The sequence below is a fragment of the Neorhizobium sp. AL 9.2.2 genome (genome assembly GCF_013317225.1).
GTDB classification, from domain to species: Bacteria; Pseudomonadota; Alphaproteobacteria; order Rhizobiales; family Rhizobiaceae; genus Neorhizobium; species Neorhizobium soli.
The window spans coordinates 297,473-313,579 of sequence record NZ_JAALXU010000003.1 but is presented as its reverse complement, the minus strand read 5'-3'; the positions used below and the strand labels follow the sequence as shown (position 1 = coordinate 313,579).

Genomic DNA, 16,107 nt, shown 5'->3' with positions numbered 1-16,107 from the left:
GAAGGAACGGATCATGCGCTTCGATACGGTCATCAGACACGGCACGGTGGTCACAGCGAGCGACACGTTCGTGAGCGATGTGGGCATCAAGGACGGCCGCATCGCTGCCCTTGCGGCAGAGCTTACCGAAGCCGATGAGGTGATCGACGCGACAGGACTGTTCGTTCTGCCGGGTGGTATCGACAGCCATGTCCATCTCGACCAGCCGTCCGGCGACGGCATCGTCATGGCAGACGACTTCGACTCGGGCACCCGGTCGGCGGCGATCGGCGGCAACAGCACGGTTCTGGCCTTCTGCATGCAGGAGAAGGGCCAGACGTTGCGCGAGGCGCTGAAGATCTATCACGCCAAGGCAGACGGCAAATGCCATGTCGACGTCGCCTTCCATCTGGTCATCACCGATCCGACGCCTGACGTCCTCGGCCAGGAACTGCCGGCACTTGTCGAGGACGGCTATACCTCGCTCAAGGTGTTCATGACCTATGAGGGTCTGCGTCTGCGCGACGACGAGATCCTGGCCACGCTCGACACCGCAAGGCGCACCGGCGCGCTGGTCATGGTCCATTGCGAGAACGAGGATGCGATCCGCTACCTGATCGGCCGGCATGAGGAAGAGGGCAAGTTCGCGCCAAAATTCCATGCCACGACCAGACCAATCGCCGCCGAGCGCGAAGCCACCCACCGGGCGCTGTCGCTGGCCGAAATCGTCGATGTGCCGATCGTCATCGTCCACGTTTCAAACCGCGAGGCGATGGAAGAGATCCGCCGCGCCCGAAAGCGCGGCCAGAAGATCGCCGGCGAAACCTGCCCGCAATATCTGATGCTGACGGCCGATGATCTCGACCAGACGGAGATGGAGGGCGCCAAATTCGTCTGCTCCCCGCCGCCGCGCGACAAGGCCAGCCAGGATGCCTGCTGGGAAGGACTGGAACAGGGTGTCTTCGACCTGTTCTCCTCCGACCACTGCCCTTTCCGCTTCGATGATCCGGAAGGCAAGCTCAACGAAAAGGGCAAGCGCAATTTCCGCTGGATCCCGAACGGCATACCGGGCGTCGCCACCCGCCTGCCGATCCTGTTTTCCGAAGGGGTCATGAAGGGCCGCATCGACATCAACACGTTCGTTGCCGTGACCTCGACCAATCATGCCAAACTCTACGGTCTCTATCCCTGCAAGGGCACGATCGCGATCGGCGCCGATGCAGACATCGCGCTTTGGGATCCGGACAAGCGCGTCACCGTCACGAACGACCTCCTGAAACACGGCGCGGACTATACGCCCTATGAAGGTCTCGATATCCGCGGCTGGCCGGTGCAAATGCTGCTGGGCGGCAGGACCATCGTCAAGGACGGAGAGCTGACCGGGCCCAAAAGCCGCGGCCGCTATCTCCCGCGAAACCGCTCGTCTCTGACATCGAGCCGCGGTTCAACCTGAGGCGTTGCACAGCTGCAACGCCTTTCGCTGGCCACCACGTCTGCCTGACGGTCCGATCGTGACTTGGCCGCCGCTACGAGGCGGCGGAGCCCACAAGCAAGCGGTGATTACTTCGTCACCGTGAGGGTCGCATGCATGCCGGCTTCGTAATGGCCCTTGATGTTGCAAAAGAGCATATACGTTCCGGGGACGAGCTTGGCCTTCAACTGGCCGTCGGCACCGGGCTTCAGATCGGCAACTTCGCCAAGGCTTTTCAGCGTCTTCTCATCGACGCGATGTTTGGCCTTGACCACGGTAAGTGTCTGATCTGGCGACTTCAACTTGACGAGCACCATTTCGTGCTCCTCGGTCGTCGCGTCGTTGTGGACCATAAACGTTGTGTCGCCTGCCGGAACGGTCGTCTGATCCATCGTCAACGTCATCGGCTCACCCGCTTCGCCGGACTCGACAACCTTGACCATAGAGCCGGCCAGTGCAGGCGTTGCAGCAACGAAAAGGGCAAGTGCAATAGCGGTGTTTCGGATTGTGAGCATGGGTTTACCTCCGGTTGTCATCACCGGATGGGTATGACGGCAAGCTGACAGCGGCCTGAACGAATTGGAGCGTGTTCTCGCCGCCTACCGGACAGGCCGTTACATCGTGGCCACCTTATGCGCGTCGAGAATGACCGCGATGTCTTTGCTGTGAACGACACAATTGCGCCCGGACGCCTTGGCAACGAACAGCGCCTTGTCGGAGGCCTTGTAGAGATCCTCGAACGTAGGGTAGTCCTCCTGGTCCGCAACGCCACCGGACACCGTGATATCGACCTGCCTTTTGCCCGCTTGTATGGGCCGCGCAGCAATCAGGGCCCTGCAGCGGTGCGCGAGCGAGAGACGCTCCGTCGGCGAAAGCGCTGACACGAGGACTGCGAACTCCTCACCACCGATCCGGGCGACGGCACGACTTTGCGAAAAGATCTCGGCGAGCTGATGCGCAACTGCAATGATGGCCTGGTCCCCGATATCGTGGCCAAAGCGGTCGTTGATCGCCTTGAACTTATCGATATCGAACAGGATGAGAGAAGATGCGGCGGGAGCGCGCGTCACCTCATCCAGGAACGCTCGCCGATTCATCAGCCCCGACAACATGTCCGTTCGGCTCAAATGCTCGAAAGCCGCCCGGGAGATCGTGAGGTGATGAATTGCTAGACCAACGATATAGACGATCGAAAATGTCAGCGCCGATGCAACGACAGTCGAGATGATAACCCCAACCGTTGCGGCGGGCACGACGTCATACGGCAGCCATCCCAAGGCATGAAGCGTGTAGTGGGCCGCAACGTTGAGCATGTCGGCAACAACGGTGACGCAAACGGTCATGAGCAATGCGAATGCGAGGACTTTGCGTCGCGTCTCGAACCGGTCCGACGCACAGGCCTGCTTGATGTAGCGGTCGATCAAAGCAAGCATGCGATAATTCCAATACGGTTCGAAGCGACCACGCGGACGCGCCTGGCGGCTTTCAGCTCGCCACACTGAACTACAAACGCATTGAGACTTCGTGAATCCGAACACAAGTTAATTCGCGATTAAGTGTCGCAAATAATTCTCGCATTTCCTCATAAAACTGATGCAGCCATGGAACATTGGCGTGGTCGTGGGAGCCCCTGCCGGTAATCAAACGTCAGAAGACCGGGGATCCGGCTGGGGCCATCTCTGCAGTGCTTCACGGCCAGCGTCGGTGAGGCCGTAGACGCCTCTGTCGAGCCGCTCGAACCATCCATAAACGTTGGAAAGCAGGATCTTGCCTGCATCCGGGGCAACCGCCCTGATATCGCGCACGCGGGACGGACCGCCGGAGACAACGGCGGCGCAGCTAAGCGCCTGCTGGCGATAGGCGGTCATGACGGGAACCCGCGTACTCCCACCAAGCACGGGATCGCCGCGTCTCTTCTGGTGTTCGCGCATCAGCCTTGAACGTCGTTTCGGATTGGTCCGCGGCATCGGCGACACGGACCCGACGATAACGCTGACATCGCCCCCGGCCGAAACGCCGAGAATACCGATGCCAAGCCGGCGGCAGAGGTCGCGGTAGCGCTTGTCCGTTTCGCGGCCCTTGCCCTTCAGCGAAAGCTTTGCCGCAATCCACACCTCGTCCGCGATAGCCGCCCTGTCGACCGCCTGCAGAATGAGCTCGAGATTGAAGCTCAGCTTGAGCTCGCAGATCACGACGACGGTCGGATCGCCCTCGCTCAGACCAACGAGATCACAGCCGCCGACTTCGCCCTTCACCACATAGCCTGCAGTCTCGAGGAAGGATTTGACCGGTAGATAGAGGGAGGTTTCCATGGATGCGCATCACAGTCGGGAATCAGGCTGCAGACATACACCGATCAACCGGCCAGATCACCCCGCGGCCGGATTTCAGCTTTCGGCTAGCCGGTAGCCGACGCCCGTTTCGGTCAGGATGTATCGCGGCTGGTCGGGCATTTCCTCGATCTTCTGGCGGATCTGGCGCACGTAGATGCGCAGATACTGGATGTCAGTGACCTCCCCCCAGACCTGATCGATGAGGTACCGGTGGGTCAGCACGCGCCCCGCATGCTGCACGAGGATCCGCAGGATGTCGTATTCCTTGCGCGAGAATTTTACCTCCTCGCCCTTCACCTTGACCACGCGCCGCACGAGATCGACACTGAGGTCACCCGTCTGGAAGATCGGCTTTTCGCCCTGGGTCTGCAGCCGGTGGCGCAACGCAACCCGGATCCGCGCAATCAGTTCGTTCATGTTGAACGGCTTGGTAAGGTAATCGTCGGCACCCATTTCCAGCGCCTTGACGATCCCTTCCTCATCCGTCCGGCTCGACAGGATCACGATCGGCAGCGTCAGCCCCTCGGCGCGCCATTTCGCCAGAAGATCGTGCCCGGCCATATCAGGCAGGCCGAGATCCAGCAGAACGAGATCGGGCTGGTCCGCGGCCACGAGTTCCATTGCGGTCCTCGCGTTCGGGGCTTCGATGATGACGAAATCCTGCGTCGAAAGCCCGACCCGCAACAGCTTGCGGATCGGCGGCTCGTCATCGACGACCAGAATTCTCGTGGCGGCCTGGTTCATCGCATGTCTCCGTCAATCTGCAGCTGGGCCGGAATTGGCATACGGATCGTAAAGATCGCGCCCTCACCCGCTGGTCTGTTTCCCGCCGTCAGACGCCCACCCATCGCTTCGATGAAACCACGGCTGATGGACAGTCCAAGGCCCGTGCCGGCCTTGACATGATCGATCTTGCGCACCCGGTAAAACGTGTCGAACACCCGCTCCAGGTCGGCATCGGGGATCCCCGGCCCCTCGTCCAGAACGGCAAGGGTGACGTATTTCGCATCTGACCAGCCCAGAACCTCGATCGTTGTACCCTCTGGCGCATATTTGGCCGCATTGTCGATGAGATTGAAGAGTGCCTGCTCCAGAAGGACCGGATCGCTTCTGATCATCGGCATTTCGGATGGAATAGCCACCTTCAGCTTGTGATCCGCGGTGATTTTCTGTGCCCGCTTCAAGGCCGTCCCGACGATATCGCCGACATAATGAAGCGCAAAGTTTGGCTCCATGGCGCCGGAGCCGATGCGCGTCATATCGAGCAGGTTGACGATGAACCGGTTGAGCCGCTCGGACTCCTCGATCACGGTGGTCAGAAGCTCATCTCGCGAGTGATCGGTCAGGTTCGCCCCGAAATCCTTGAGCGTGCTCGCCGACCCGAGCACGGCTGAAAGCGGTGTCTTCAGATCGTGCGAAAGCGAGGTCAGCAGTGCGGTGCGCAATTTGTCCGTTTCGGCGGCAAGCTTTGCCTTGTCGACGTCAGCGACGAGTTGAATACGCTCGATCGCGAGTGCTGCCTGATCGGCCAGCGCATCGAACAGACGCTGCTGGTCCGGGGTGAGCAATGGTCCCTGCCGGTCGTTGTCGAGGCCGACAACGCCGATCGCGCCGCGTCCTGTGCGCAACGGCAGGTAGAGGCGTTTTGCCCCGGGTAACGTATCGGCCGCGCGGCCGGCCGGACGATTGTGTTCCCATGTCCATTTCGCAGCCGCGATGTCGGCATCGACAAGCGTGTCATCAGGCGGATAGCCTGCCCGGACGGCAAGGGTGTCGTTCTCGGGCAACAGAATGACGACCCGAACCTTCAGCATGGAGGCGATCTGGAACGCGGTCGCCCAGAGCACATCGTCAAGCGTCCCGGTTCCAGCAAGCTTCTTCGAGAACAGATAGAGATCCTCGGTCGTGCGGGCTCTCTGCCGGGCAGCGATCGCCTGCCGCTGAACCGAAGCGGCCAGATTGCTCGCGACAACGGCTGTTCCAAGAAACGAGAGAAGCGCAACGACGCTTTCCGGATCTCGGATCGTGAACGTGAAGCGCGGCTCGAGAAAGAAGAAATTGAAGGCGAGAGCGCCGATGAAGGACGCATAGAGACCCGGCCCCAGCCCTCCCCGGATTGCCGAAGCGAGCACGCCCATCAGAAAGACGAGCGCCAGGTTCTGCACGTCGAGCGCCCGGTCGAGCAGCGTGCCGATGGCAACGGCCGCCGTCATGAACAGCGATGCGCGGATGTAATGTTTCGGATTGAGCTTCTTCGCCGGCAGCGCCGTCCGCACACCTGGAGATACGGCCTCTTCGCTGCCGCCGGACATCACATGAACGCTGATCGCCCCGGAATAGCGGATCAGATCGTGGGTGATCGACCCATCCAATAGCTCCCGCCAGCGCGGCTTGGTGGACTTGCCGATGATCAGGTGATTGAAGTTGTTGGCATTCGCGTAGGCGATGATTTCCCGCGACACCCTGGAGGCGGGTAGCGTCACGGTTTCGGCGCCGAGCTGTTCGGCAAGCCGCATCGCAGCCGATAACCGGTCCTTGTCGGCCTCGCCCAGATTGGCGGAACCGGGTGTCTCCAGATGCAGCGCCGTCAAGGGTGCCCGCAGCCTGTCGGCCTGGCGTCTTGCGTAGCGCACCAGTGCCGCACCGTTTCGGCCATGATCGAGGCAAACAAGAATACGTTCGCCCGCAGCCCAGGGACCCGCAATGGCGTGCGCCTGCATGTGATTGAGAAGCTGATCGTCGACCCGCTGCGCCGTGCGACGCAGCGCCAGCTCGCGCAGCGCCGTGAGGTTTCCCGGAGAGAAATAGTTCTCGACCGCACGCCGCGCCGTCGTCGGCAAATACACTTTGCCGTCATGCAGACGCTTGATCAAATCCTGCGGCGTAATATCGATGATTTCGATATCGTCGGCGCGGTCGATCACCGAGTCCGGCACCGTTTCCCGAACGCGGATACGCGTGATCTGCGCGACGATATCGTTCAGGCTCTCGACGTGCTGGATATTCAGCGTCGAAAAGACGTCGATGCCACTGGCGAGAATTTCGAGGACGTCGAGGTAGCGCTTCGGATGGCGGCTTCCGGGTGCGTTGGTGTGAGCCAGTTCATCGACCAGCACCAGACGGGGCTTCCTGGCAAGGATCGCATCGAGATCCATCTCGTCGAGCTGCTGGCCGCGATAGTCGAACACGCGGCGCGGGATCATTTCGAAGCCCTCGACCAGCGCTTCGGTTTCCTTGCGTCCATGGGTTTCGACCACGCCGATCGCCACATCGATCCCGTCGGCCTTTCGGCTGCGGCCGGACATCAACATTTCGTAGGTCTTGCCGACGCCGGGTGCGGCCCCGAGAAAGATCTTCAGCCGGCCACGCCCCTCCTGCCGGGCGTACTCGAGAAGAGCGTCCGGTGATGGTCTGCTTGCGCCTTCGTGTTTTGCGTCCGGCATGGAGGTCTTTCGTTCCGCAAACGAGCGGCGGCCAAACTGACCGCCGCTCGTTCAACTACGACTTCTCGGCGTCGAGCGCCATATTCAGCGCCAACACATTCACCACTGGCTCACCCAGAAAGCCCAGTTCCCGCTGTTCGATATGCCGCTCGACTAGGGCGCGAACGGCCCCTTCATCCATGCTGCGCGCCCTTGCAACACGCTGTACCTGAAACAGCGCCGCTTCCGGCGAGATATGCGGATCGAGACCACTGCCCGATGCGGTGACGAGGTCGATCGGCACATCCGCGCCCGGGTTGGTCGCTTTCGCAGCTTCCGTGTCGGCCTTCACGCGGTCGATCAGCTTCTGGCTGGTCGGGCCGAGGTTGGAACCGGACGACGAGGCCGCGTTATAGCCATCGCCTGCAGCCGACGGGCGACCATGGAAATACTGCTCGCCGGTGAAGGCCTGGCCGATCAGCGCGGAGCCGACGACCTTGCCATCCTGTTCGATCAGGCTGCCATTCGCCTGGACGGGGAAGATCGCCTGGGCGATGCCGGTCATGGCAAACGGATAGATGAGGCCGGTGATGACGGTGACGGCAACGATCATGACGATTGCCGGACGGATCTGTTTCAACATGACGAAAGCTCCTTAGGCAAGACCGATGGTCGTGATGACCATGTCGATCGCCTTGATGGCAAAGAAGGGAAGGATGATACCGCCGAGGCCGTAGATCAGCAGGTTGCGCGACAGCAGAGCGCCGGCACCGACGGCGCGGTATTTGACGCCGCGCAGCGACAGCGGGATCAGGGCAACGATGATCAGCGCGTTGAAGATGATCGCCGACAGGATGGCGCTTTGCGGTGTCGCCAGTCCCATCACGTTGAGAACGCCGAGCTGCGGATAGAAGGCCAGGAACATGGCCGGAATGATCGCAAAATACTTGGCGATGTCGTTGGCGATCGAGAACGTCGTGAGCGCGCCGCGGGTCATCAGCAACTGTTTGCCGATCTCGACGATTTCGATGAGCTTGGTCGGATCGCTGTCGAGATCTACCATGTTGCCGGCTTCGCGGGCCGCTACCGTGCCGGTATTCATTGCCACGCCGACATCGGCCTGAGCGAGCGCCGGCGCATCGTTGGTGCCGTCGCCGCACATGGCGACCAGCTTGCCCTTGGCCTGCTCCTCGCGGATCAGCGACAGTTTGTTTTCCGGCGTTGCCTGGGCGAGGAAGTCGTCGACCCCTGCCTCGGCCGCAATCGCTGCCGCAGTCATCGGATTGTCGCCGGTGATCATCACGGTGCGGATGCCCATGCGGCGCAATTCGGCAAACCGCTCGCGGATGCCGCCCTTGACGATATCCTTGAGCTGGATGACGCCGAGCAGCCTTCCGCCGCGGGCAACGGCCAGCGGCGTACCGCCAGCCTTGGCGATCTCGTCGGCGATTGCCTGGCACTCCACCAAGACGGCGTCCTGCGTGACGGGCCCACCGGCCACGGCATTCTGGCGGATATAGGAAAGGATGGAATCGACCGCACCCTTGCGGATCTGCTCTCCGTCCAGATCGACACCGCTCATACGGGTCTGTGCCGTGAACGGGACGAAGGTTGCCTTGAGGCTCGCCATGTCGCGGCTGCGGATCGCGTATTTTTCCTTGGCAAGCACGACGACGGAACGTCCCTCAGGCGTTTCGTCGGCAAGCGAGGCCAGTTGGGCTGCATCGGCAAGATCCTGTTCCGATACGCCCTTGACCGGACGGAAGGACGTCGCCTGGCGGTTGCCGAGCGTGATCGTGCCGGTCTTGTCGAGCAGAAGCGTATCCACATCGCCGGCAGCCTCAACCGCGCGGCCGGACATGGCGAGCACGTTGAAGCGCACCAGGCGGTCCATGCCGGCAATGCCGATCGCCGACAACAGCGCGCCGATCGTCGTCGGGATCAGTGTCACGAACAGCGCGACCAGCACGATGACCGGAATGGAGCCGCCGGCATAGGAGGCGAACGCCGGAATGGTCGCGGTTGCCAGAACGAAGATCAGCGTCATGCCGGCGAGAAGGATGTTGAGCGCGATCTCGTTCGGGGTCTTCTGACGTTCGGCGCCTTCGACGAGCGAAATCATCCGGTCGATAAAGGTCGAGCCGGCAGCGGCCGTGATGCGCACGCGGATCCAGTCGGACAGGACCTGCGTGCCGCCTGTGACGGCCGAGCGGTCACCACCGGATTCGCGGATCACAGGGGCGGATTCGCCCGTGATTGCTGCTTCGTTGACGGAGGCGACGCCTTCGATCACTTCCCCATCCGAGGGGATGATGTCGCCGGCTTCAACCAGAACGATGTCGTTCAGCTTGAGAGTGGTGCCGGCGACCATCTGGTAGTCGGTCCGCTCTTTGCCGGTGAGAAGTTTCGCCTGGACCTCCGTGCGGGCCTTGCGCAGCGATTCTGCTTGCGCCTTGCCACGTCCTTCGGCAACGGCTTCCGCGAAATTGGCGAACAGGACGGTGAACCAGAGCCAGATGTTGAGCTGCAGGGAGAAGCCCAGGTCGTCGCTGCCGGCGGCAAGATCGCGCAGGAACAGAACGGTGGTCAGCACAGACACCGTGGCCACGACGAACATGACCGGGTTTTTGACGAGGGTTTTCGGGTTCAGCTTGGTAAAAGCACCGCCGATTGCCGGAACGAGGATGCGCTTGTCCAGGATACTTGCGGATCTTGGTGCGCTATCGGATTTTGCCTGGCTCATATGAGGCTCCAGCCTTGGAAAGGGAGGCGACCGGGGAAAGGTCAGCCACGAAGGATTTCTAGTGTTGCGACGATGGCGAGCACTGCCGTCATCATCACGAGAATGGCGTTCGATCCGCACCACCAGCGGGGGACCATCCCGCCACGCTTTGGCGTGACGGGAGGTGACTGTGCGGGGTGCGTCTGACGGTTACGCATGGTGCGACCTCAGAACGTTTGGCCGGCGATCATCATCAGGTGCTCGACGACGGGACCGAGCGCCAGTGACGGCAGGAAGGTAAGGCCACCGACGATCATGATCGTGCCGACCAGCAGACCGACAAACAGGGGGCCGTCGGTCGGGAACGTGCCGGCAGACGCCGGAACCGTCTTCTTGGCGACCAGCGAACCGGCAATTGCCAGCGCCGGAATGATGACCAGGAAGCGGCCCATCAGCATGCCGATGCCGAGCGTGATGTTGAACCAGGGCGTGTTGGCGGACAGTCCCCCGAAGGCGGAGCCGTTATTGGCGGCAGCCGAGGTATAGGCATAGAGGATCTCGGAGAAGCCGTGCGGACCGGCAGTCCCGATCGAGGCGACCGCCGACGGCAACACGCTGGCGACAGCCGTAAAGATCAGCATGGCGAGCGGCAGGCAGAGAATGGCGAGAAGAGCCATCTTCATGTCCTTGCCCTCGATCTTCTTGCCCAGATATTCCGGCGTACGGCCAACCATCAGACCCGCCACGAAGACGGCGACGATGATGAACAGCACGATGCCGTAGAAGCCTGCGCCGACACCACCGACGATGACTTCGCCGAGCTGCATGTTGATGAGCGGAATAAGCCCGCCGAGCGCCGTGAACGAGCCATGCATGGCATTGACCGCACCGCATGAGGCAGCCGTGGTGATGACTGCAAACAGCGACGACATGACGACGCCGAAGCGGACTTCCTTGCCCTCCATATTGCCGCCGGAAAGGCCGAGCGTATGCATGATCGGGTTTCCGGAGGCTTCCGCCCAGTAGACGACGGCGACGCCGGCCAGAAACAGGATGCCCATCGAGGCGAGGATCGCCCAGCCCTGGCGCTGGTTGCCGACCATCCGGCCGAACACGTTGGTAAAGGCGGCACCGATCGCAAAGATCGACAGCATCTGGATCATGTTGGAGATGCTGTCGGGGTTTTCGAAAGGATGCGCCGAATTGGCGTTGAAGAAACCGCCGCCATTCGTGCCGAGCATCTTGATCGCAAGCTGCGACGCGACAGGGCCGACCGCAATCGTCTGCTGGACGCCTTCAAGCGTCGTGGCATTGACGTAAGAACCGAACGTCTGTGGAACGCCGAGCGACACATAGATGAGCGTCAGCACGACGCAGAGCGGCAAGAGGATGTAGAGCGTGGCGCGGGTCGTATCGACCCAGAAATTGCCGATCGCCTTGCCCGATGCCCGCGAAAACGCGCGAATGAGGCCGATGGCGATCGCCATGCCTGTCGCAGCCGACGCAAAGTTCTGCACCGCAAGACCAGTCATCTGGCTGAAATAGGACATGGTGCTTTCGCCGCCGTAACTCTGCCAGTTGGTGTTGGCGACAAAGCTGACGGCGGTGTTAAACGACAATTCCGGTCCGGGCGATGCGAGACCTGCCGGGTTCATCGGCAGAACGTCCTGCAGCCGCAGGATACCGTAGAGCAGCAGGAAACCGGCGAGATTGAACATCAGCACGGAAAACGCGTAGGCGGTCCAACGCTGCTCTTCACGCTCGCTGGTGCCGGCCAGCGCGTAAAGCCCGCGTTCGATCGGACCGAACACGGGGGAGAGAAAGGTGCGCCCGCCGGAAAACACAAGGGTCATATAGGCCCCGAGCGGTTTGACGAGCAGAAGGAGGATCCCGCAATAGACGAGGATCTGTAGCCATCCGTTGAAGGTCATGGGTAGAGACTTTCGGGCAAGCTGAAGCTTTGGTCAGAAGCGTTCGGGGCGAATGAGAGCATAGGTGAGGTAGAGGGCGAGGAAGACGGTCACACCGCCGCCGAGGATATAATCGAGGGTCATGGCATCCCTCCTCAAAGCCTGTCGCAGGCACGGGTATAGACCGAGCAGAGACCGAAGAAGCCAACAGTCGCCGCGACGAGAATAAGGTCCATCATTGTTCTGGAATCCTGGTTGTTCGTGGTGTCAGCCAGGAAGGGCGTCGTTCTGATAACGCGTCATTCTCTCTCCGGCTGGAGACGATCACGATCCGTCTCGTCCTCAATATGCGGCGGAACCCCATAGGGATTCGAGATGGCCCAGATGCCTAAGAAATATAAACCGCATAGGAATTTGCCCGCACGCTCGCGTGTCGGTATCTTGCCGTCGGCCGCTTAAGGCTTGGCCTTTGCGGAGTTCCCGTTGCGGTTTAACCTCCAAATCCTTACATATACGGAGTTGATATCACTCCGGAAAAGACAGGTGCGCGATGATTTGGGTAATAGGCGCAGCAGCCGTCGTGGTTCTCTACCTGTACTCGCGACGGGCTGGAATAGCGGCGGTGGCCGTTCTGGCTGTGCTTTATGTCGGCCTCTGGCTGATGTCGGGACAGATCAACTCGAAAGTGCCGACCAATCAATCCGTCGCCGTGGTCGCAAGCTCCGGCGGCGAGACATGCAAGGCACCCGGCGCGCCCGTATCCGTTACCTTCACCAACAACGCGGACAGACAGCTGCTCGCGACATCCTTCACGCTGAGTGCGCGCCAGGCGGGCCATAGCTCGCTGATCTACAGGGCAACGCTTCGAAGCGACAAGATCATCGAACCGGGCGGCAGCTGGACCGAGTGCTACGGCCTCAATCCGCTGTCGTTTTCCGAACGGGACGTCCACTACAACCCCAGCGACCTCGAATGGTCGGCCGAGGTCTCGCTCTCGCGATTTGCGTCCAGCTAATCGTTTCTGGGACAAACCGTGCCGCAACGACTTGCGGTTTTGCTTGGCTTGAACGCTTCCACTTTCCCCGTCAGCGTGACCCGCAAACGGCTGTCGCGAATTATTTTTGCGTCACCGCTCGATAAGTTTTGTTCCAAGCGCATTTACACTGTCATGCCTGGCTTCTGGCAGCAGCGCATTCAATCGGGGACGGCTATGACCGACATGAGTAAAGGGGCTATCGCAGCGGCGGGGATCGCGAACAAGCCTGTAGGGCTGAGCGCGCCGACCCTTTCGGGCCGAACGATCCTTATTCTCATCGGCGTGGCGGTGATCCTCTATGTCGGCCAGGAAGTGTTTGTGCCGCTTGCGCTCGCACTCCTTCTTACCTTCACGCTCGCACCCATCGTCAGTTTCCTGCGCAAGCGCTACGTCCCGCGGATCGCCGCCGTCCTCCTCGCCGTCGCCACGGCGTTTTTTGTCATTGCAGCCTTCGGTTTCATCGTTGCCGGACAGGTCGCCAATCTCGCGGACAATATTCCGACCTATCAGCGCAACATCGTCGCTAAGGTGCACTCTCTCAGCCAGGCGGGCTCCGGCAACGGCGTGTTCGAACATCTCAGCAAGGTCGTCGAGCGCATCGGCTCGGAACTGCAGGACAACGCGGAAGAGAGCAAGGAAGACGCGCCGCCACAGATCAAGCGTCGCGATCCGATGCCTGTCGAGATCGTAACCCGCGCCAACCCGATCGAAACGCTCGGCAATTTCATTCTGCCACTCATCAGTCCCTTTGCAACCGCGGGTCTGGTTATCGTCCTCGTGATTTTCATGCTGCTTGAGCGGGAGGAACTGCGCGACCGGTTCATACGCCTTGTCGGCCTCGGCGATCTCCACAGGACAACGGCGGCTCTTCAGGACGCGGGAAAACGCGTCGGCAAATATCTGCTGATGCAGTTGGTCGTCAACGCGCTGTATGCCTTGCCGATCTCGATCGGCCTCTGGCTGCTCGGCATTCCGAACGCCATCCTGTGGGGACTGTTGACGCTCGTCCTGCGCTTTGTCCCCTACATCGGTCCGGTCATCGGCATGATCCTGCCGCTGTTTCTGGCACTGGCGATTGCCCCCGGATGGTCGCTGGTTGCCTGGGTCGCCGCACTGTTTATCGTCACCGAACTCGTCAGCAACAACGTCGTCGAACCGTGGCTCTATGGAAGCCATACGGGCCTTTCGCCGCTCGCCATCATCGTCTCGGCCATCTTCTGGTCGTGGCTCTGGGGGCCTGTCGGACTGATGCTGTCGACGCCCCTCACCGTCTGTCTCGTCGTTCTCGGTCGCTACGTCCCGCAATTCAGCTTTCTCGACGTGCTGCTCGGCAATGAGCCGGTTCTGCAACCGCAGGAAAAACTCTACCAGAGACTGCTTGCCGGCGATCCCAACGAGGCGACCGACAACGCGGAGGATTTTCTCGAGGAGGAGTATCTCGTCGACTATTATGAAAAAGTCGGACTGCCTGCACTCAGGCTGGGTGAACTCGACCGGCAGCGCGGCGTGATGAGCGAGGCCCAGATTGCCCTGTTTGCCTCCACCACCCAGACGCTGATTGGCAATCTGGCGGAGATCGCGATCGAGGAAGAAGCGGAAGACGATCCGGTCGAAGGCGAAGCCGCTGTCACAGAGCAGATCACCGGTGAAATCGACCTGCCCAGCGGCGAAGGGAAATCCGTTCTCTGCCTCGGCGGCAGAGGCGCGATCGACGATGCAGCGGCCGCCATGTTGTCGCAGGTTCTCGCCATTCAGGGCGCCACCGTGTCTCAGGCCGACCACACGGCCGTGAGCGGAAAGACGGTAAGCCTGATGAACCTGACCGACGTCGACACGGTCCTCATCGCTTTCCTCAATGGCGGCTCCAAAGCCCACGCCCGCCAGGCCGTCCGCCGGTTCAAGCGACAGAAGCCGTCGGTTCGGGTGGGGATCATGATCACCGGCGTTGACGGTCAGCGGGAAAGCCCCCTTGCTACAGAGGACATCGATGCAGACTTTGTCGTCACCACCATTTCCGATGCGGTTCGTGGCGCGCTGACCACCGCCCAGGCGGTCGAGATCAAGGCGCCGAAGCGGATCGGCCGGCCTCGCGAGCGCAAGACCACGCCGCTCGTCGCCTGATCGGAGCACCCCGTAGGCAGGCCTAACCTGTGGGGTCCCTGATGCCGACGCGCATAGACAGCTGGATAGACAAGGATCAACTCGTCAAGACCTGAAGAGCCCGGGAGGCATGGACATGACCGAGACATTTACCGCCATGGTGATCGATACCGTCGACGGCAAGCCGAAAGGCGCCTTCCGAAAAATCTCCCTCGCCGATCTGCCTGACAATGACGTTCTGGTCGAGATTGCCTATTCGACGGTCAACTACAAGGACGGTCTGGCCATCACCGGCAAGGGCCGGATCGCCCGCCGGATGCCGATGGTCGGCGGCATCGATCTTGCCGGAACCGTGGTCGAATCACGCTCCCCGGATTGGGAGCCGGGCGACAAGGTGGTCGTGAACGGCTGGGGCCTGTCAGAAACGGAATGGGGCGCCTATACCCGCTACCAGCGGGTCAAACCGGAATGGCTGATCCTGCTGCCCGACGCCTTCACGATGGAACAGGCGATGGCAATCGGCACGGCGGGCTATACCGCGGCACTCTGCGTTGACGCGCTTGAAAAATGGGGCTCGATTAAACCCGGCGCAGGCGAAGTCCTCGTGACCGGCGCCGCCGGTGGCGTCGGCTCGGTGGCGATCGCGCTTCTGGCGGCGCGCGGCTACGTCGTCACAGCCTCGACCGGTCGCCCCGAAACCCACGACTATCTGGCCTCGCTCGGTGCCACCAGCTTCATCGATCGCGCGACGCTTGCCGAAAAGGGCGGCCCGCTGCAGACGGAGCGCTGGACCGGCGGCATCGACAGCGTCGGCTCGACGACGCTTGCCAACGCCCTGTCGCAGACCATGCGGGGCTGCGCAATCGCAGCCTGCGGCCTTGCCGGCGGACCCGACCTGCCAGCGACGGTCCTGCCGCATATCCTGCGCGCCGTCACCCTGATCGGGGTCGACTCGGTCATGGCCTCGCGCCAACAGCGCCTCACCGCCTGGTCGCGCCTTGCCCGCGATCTCGACAGCCGAAAGCTTGCCGCCATGACCAGAACGGAACCGATGTCCAACCTGCCGCAACTGGCAGAAGAGATCATCGCCGGCAAGGTGCGCGGCCGGATCGTGATCGACGTCACGAGGTAACC

14 protein-coding genes are annotated in these 16,107 nt (G+C 61.5%); 4 read left to right on the top strand and 10 right to left on the bottom strand.

The features are described from left to right. The first annotated feature begins 13 nt into the window (after positions 1–13). Positions 14–1,432: a dihydropyrimidinase gene (gene hydA, locus G6K99_RS08165; protein WP_174196252.1), complete on the top strand. Its 1,419-nt coding sequence runs from the start codon at positions 14–16 to the stop codon at positions 1,430–1,432. 107 nt (positions 1,433–1,539) lie between these two features. Here hydA and G6K99_RS08160 read toward each other — a convergent pair whose 3' ends face one another. The 10 genes from G6K99_RS08160 to kdpF all read right to left on the bottom strand — a co-directional run bounded on the left by G6K99_RS08160 (position 1,540) and on the right by kdpF (position 11,981). Further along, positions 1,540–1,965 (bottom strand): plastocyanin/azurin family copper-binding protein, encoded by a 426-nt coding sequence (locus tag G6K99_RS08160; protein ID WP_062582465.1) that lies wholly within the window; start codon positions 1,963–1,965, stop codon positions 1,540–1,542. A gap of 99 nt (positions 1,966–2,064) precedes the next feature. Continuing rightward, the gene (locus G6K99_RS08155) at positions 2,065–2,883 is read right to left on the bottom strand and encodes a GGDEF domain-containing protein (protein WP_174196251.1); all 819 of its coding nucleotides are present in this window, start codon (positions 2,881–2,883) and stop codon (positions 2,065–2,067) included. Between the two features lie 207 nt (positions 2,884–3,090). Then, positions 3,091–3,762 carry a DUF2161 domain-containing phosphodiesterase gene (locus G6K99_RS08150; RefSeq protein WP_174196250.1) on the bottom strand — a complete coding sequence of 224 codons (672 nt, stop codon included), beginning with the start codon at positions 3,760–3,762 and terminating at the stop codon, positions 3,091–3,093. A gap of 75 nt (positions 3,763–3,837) precedes the next feature. Then, positions 3,838–4,527 carry a response regulator transcription factor gene (locus G6K99_RS08145; protein WP_174196249.1) on the bottom strand — a complete coding sequence of 230 codons (690 nt, stop codon included), beginning with the start codon at positions 4,525–4,527 and terminating at the stop codon, positions 3,838–3,840. After that, a complete protein-coding gene (locus G6K99_RS08140; protein ID WP_174196248.1) occupies positions 4,524–7,226 on the bottom strand; it encodes a sensor histidine kinase KdpD in 2,703 nt (900 codons plus the stop codon). Before G6K99_RS08140 ends, G6K99_RS08145 begins: the two co-directional genes overlap by 4 nt. 55 nt (positions 7,227–7,281) lie before the next feature. Then, positions 7,282–7,848: a potassium-transporting ATPase subunit KdpC gene (kdpC, locus tag G6K99_RS08135; protein WP_174196247.1), complete on the bottom strand. Its 567-nt coding sequence runs from the start codon at positions 7,846–7,848 to the stop codon at positions 7,282–7,284. A gap of 12 nt (positions 7,849–7,860) precedes the next feature. Next, positions 7,861–9,948: a potassium-transporting ATPase subunit KdpB gene (kdpB, locus tag G6K99_RS08130; protein ID WP_174196246.1), complete on the bottom strand. Its 2,088-nt coding sequence runs from the start codon at positions 9,946–9,948 to the stop codon at positions 7,861–7,863. A 41-nt stretch (positions 9,949–9,989) separates the two neighbouring features. After that, a complete protein-coding gene (locus G6K99_RS08125; RefSeq protein WP_156461899.1) occupies positions 9,990–10,145 on the bottom strand; it encodes a hypothetical protein in 156 nt (51 codons plus the stop codon). A 9-nt stretch (positions 10,146–10,154) separates the two neighbouring features. Next, positions 10,155–11,858 (bottom strand): potassium-transporting ATPase subunit KdpA, encoded by a 1,704-nt coding sequence (gene kdpA / locus G6K99_RS08120; RefSeq protein ID WP_174196245.1) that lies wholly within the window; start codon positions 11,856–11,858, stop codon positions 10,155–10,157. Positions 11,859–11,891: 33 nt separating this feature from the next. After that, the gene (kdpF, locus tag G6K99_RS08115; protein WP_062460674.1) at positions 11,892–11,981 is read right to left on the bottom strand and encodes a K(+)-transporting ATPase subunit F; all 90 of its coding nucleotides are present in this window, start codon (positions 11,979–11,981) and stop codon (positions 11,892–11,894) included. Between the two features lie 406 nt (positions 11,982–12,387). On the opposite strand from kdpF, the gene G6K99_RS08110 reads away from it, so the two are divergent. From G6K99_RS08110 to G6K99_RS08100, 3 genes are all read left to right on the top strand, one after another. Further along, complete coding sequence (locus tag G6K99_RS08110; RefSeq protein WP_162728260.1) at positions 12,388–12,852, top strand: hypothetical protein; 465 nt, start codon at positions 12,388–12,390, stop codon at positions 12,850–12,852. A gap of 195 nt (positions 12,853–13,047) precedes the next feature. Next, positions 13,048–14,994: an AI-2E family transporter gene (locus G6K99_RS08105; protein WP_174196244.1), complete on the top strand. Its 1,947-nt coding sequence runs from the start codon at positions 13,048–13,050 to the stop codon at positions 14,992–14,994. Positions 14,995–15,109: 115 nt separating this feature from the next. Next, positions 15,110–16,105, top strand: coding sequence for an MDR family oxidoreductase (locus G6K99_RS08100; protein ID WP_174196243.1), 996 nt, complete (start codon positions 15,110–15,112; stop codon positions 16,103–16,105). Positions 16,106–16,107 lie beyond the last annotated feature (2 nt).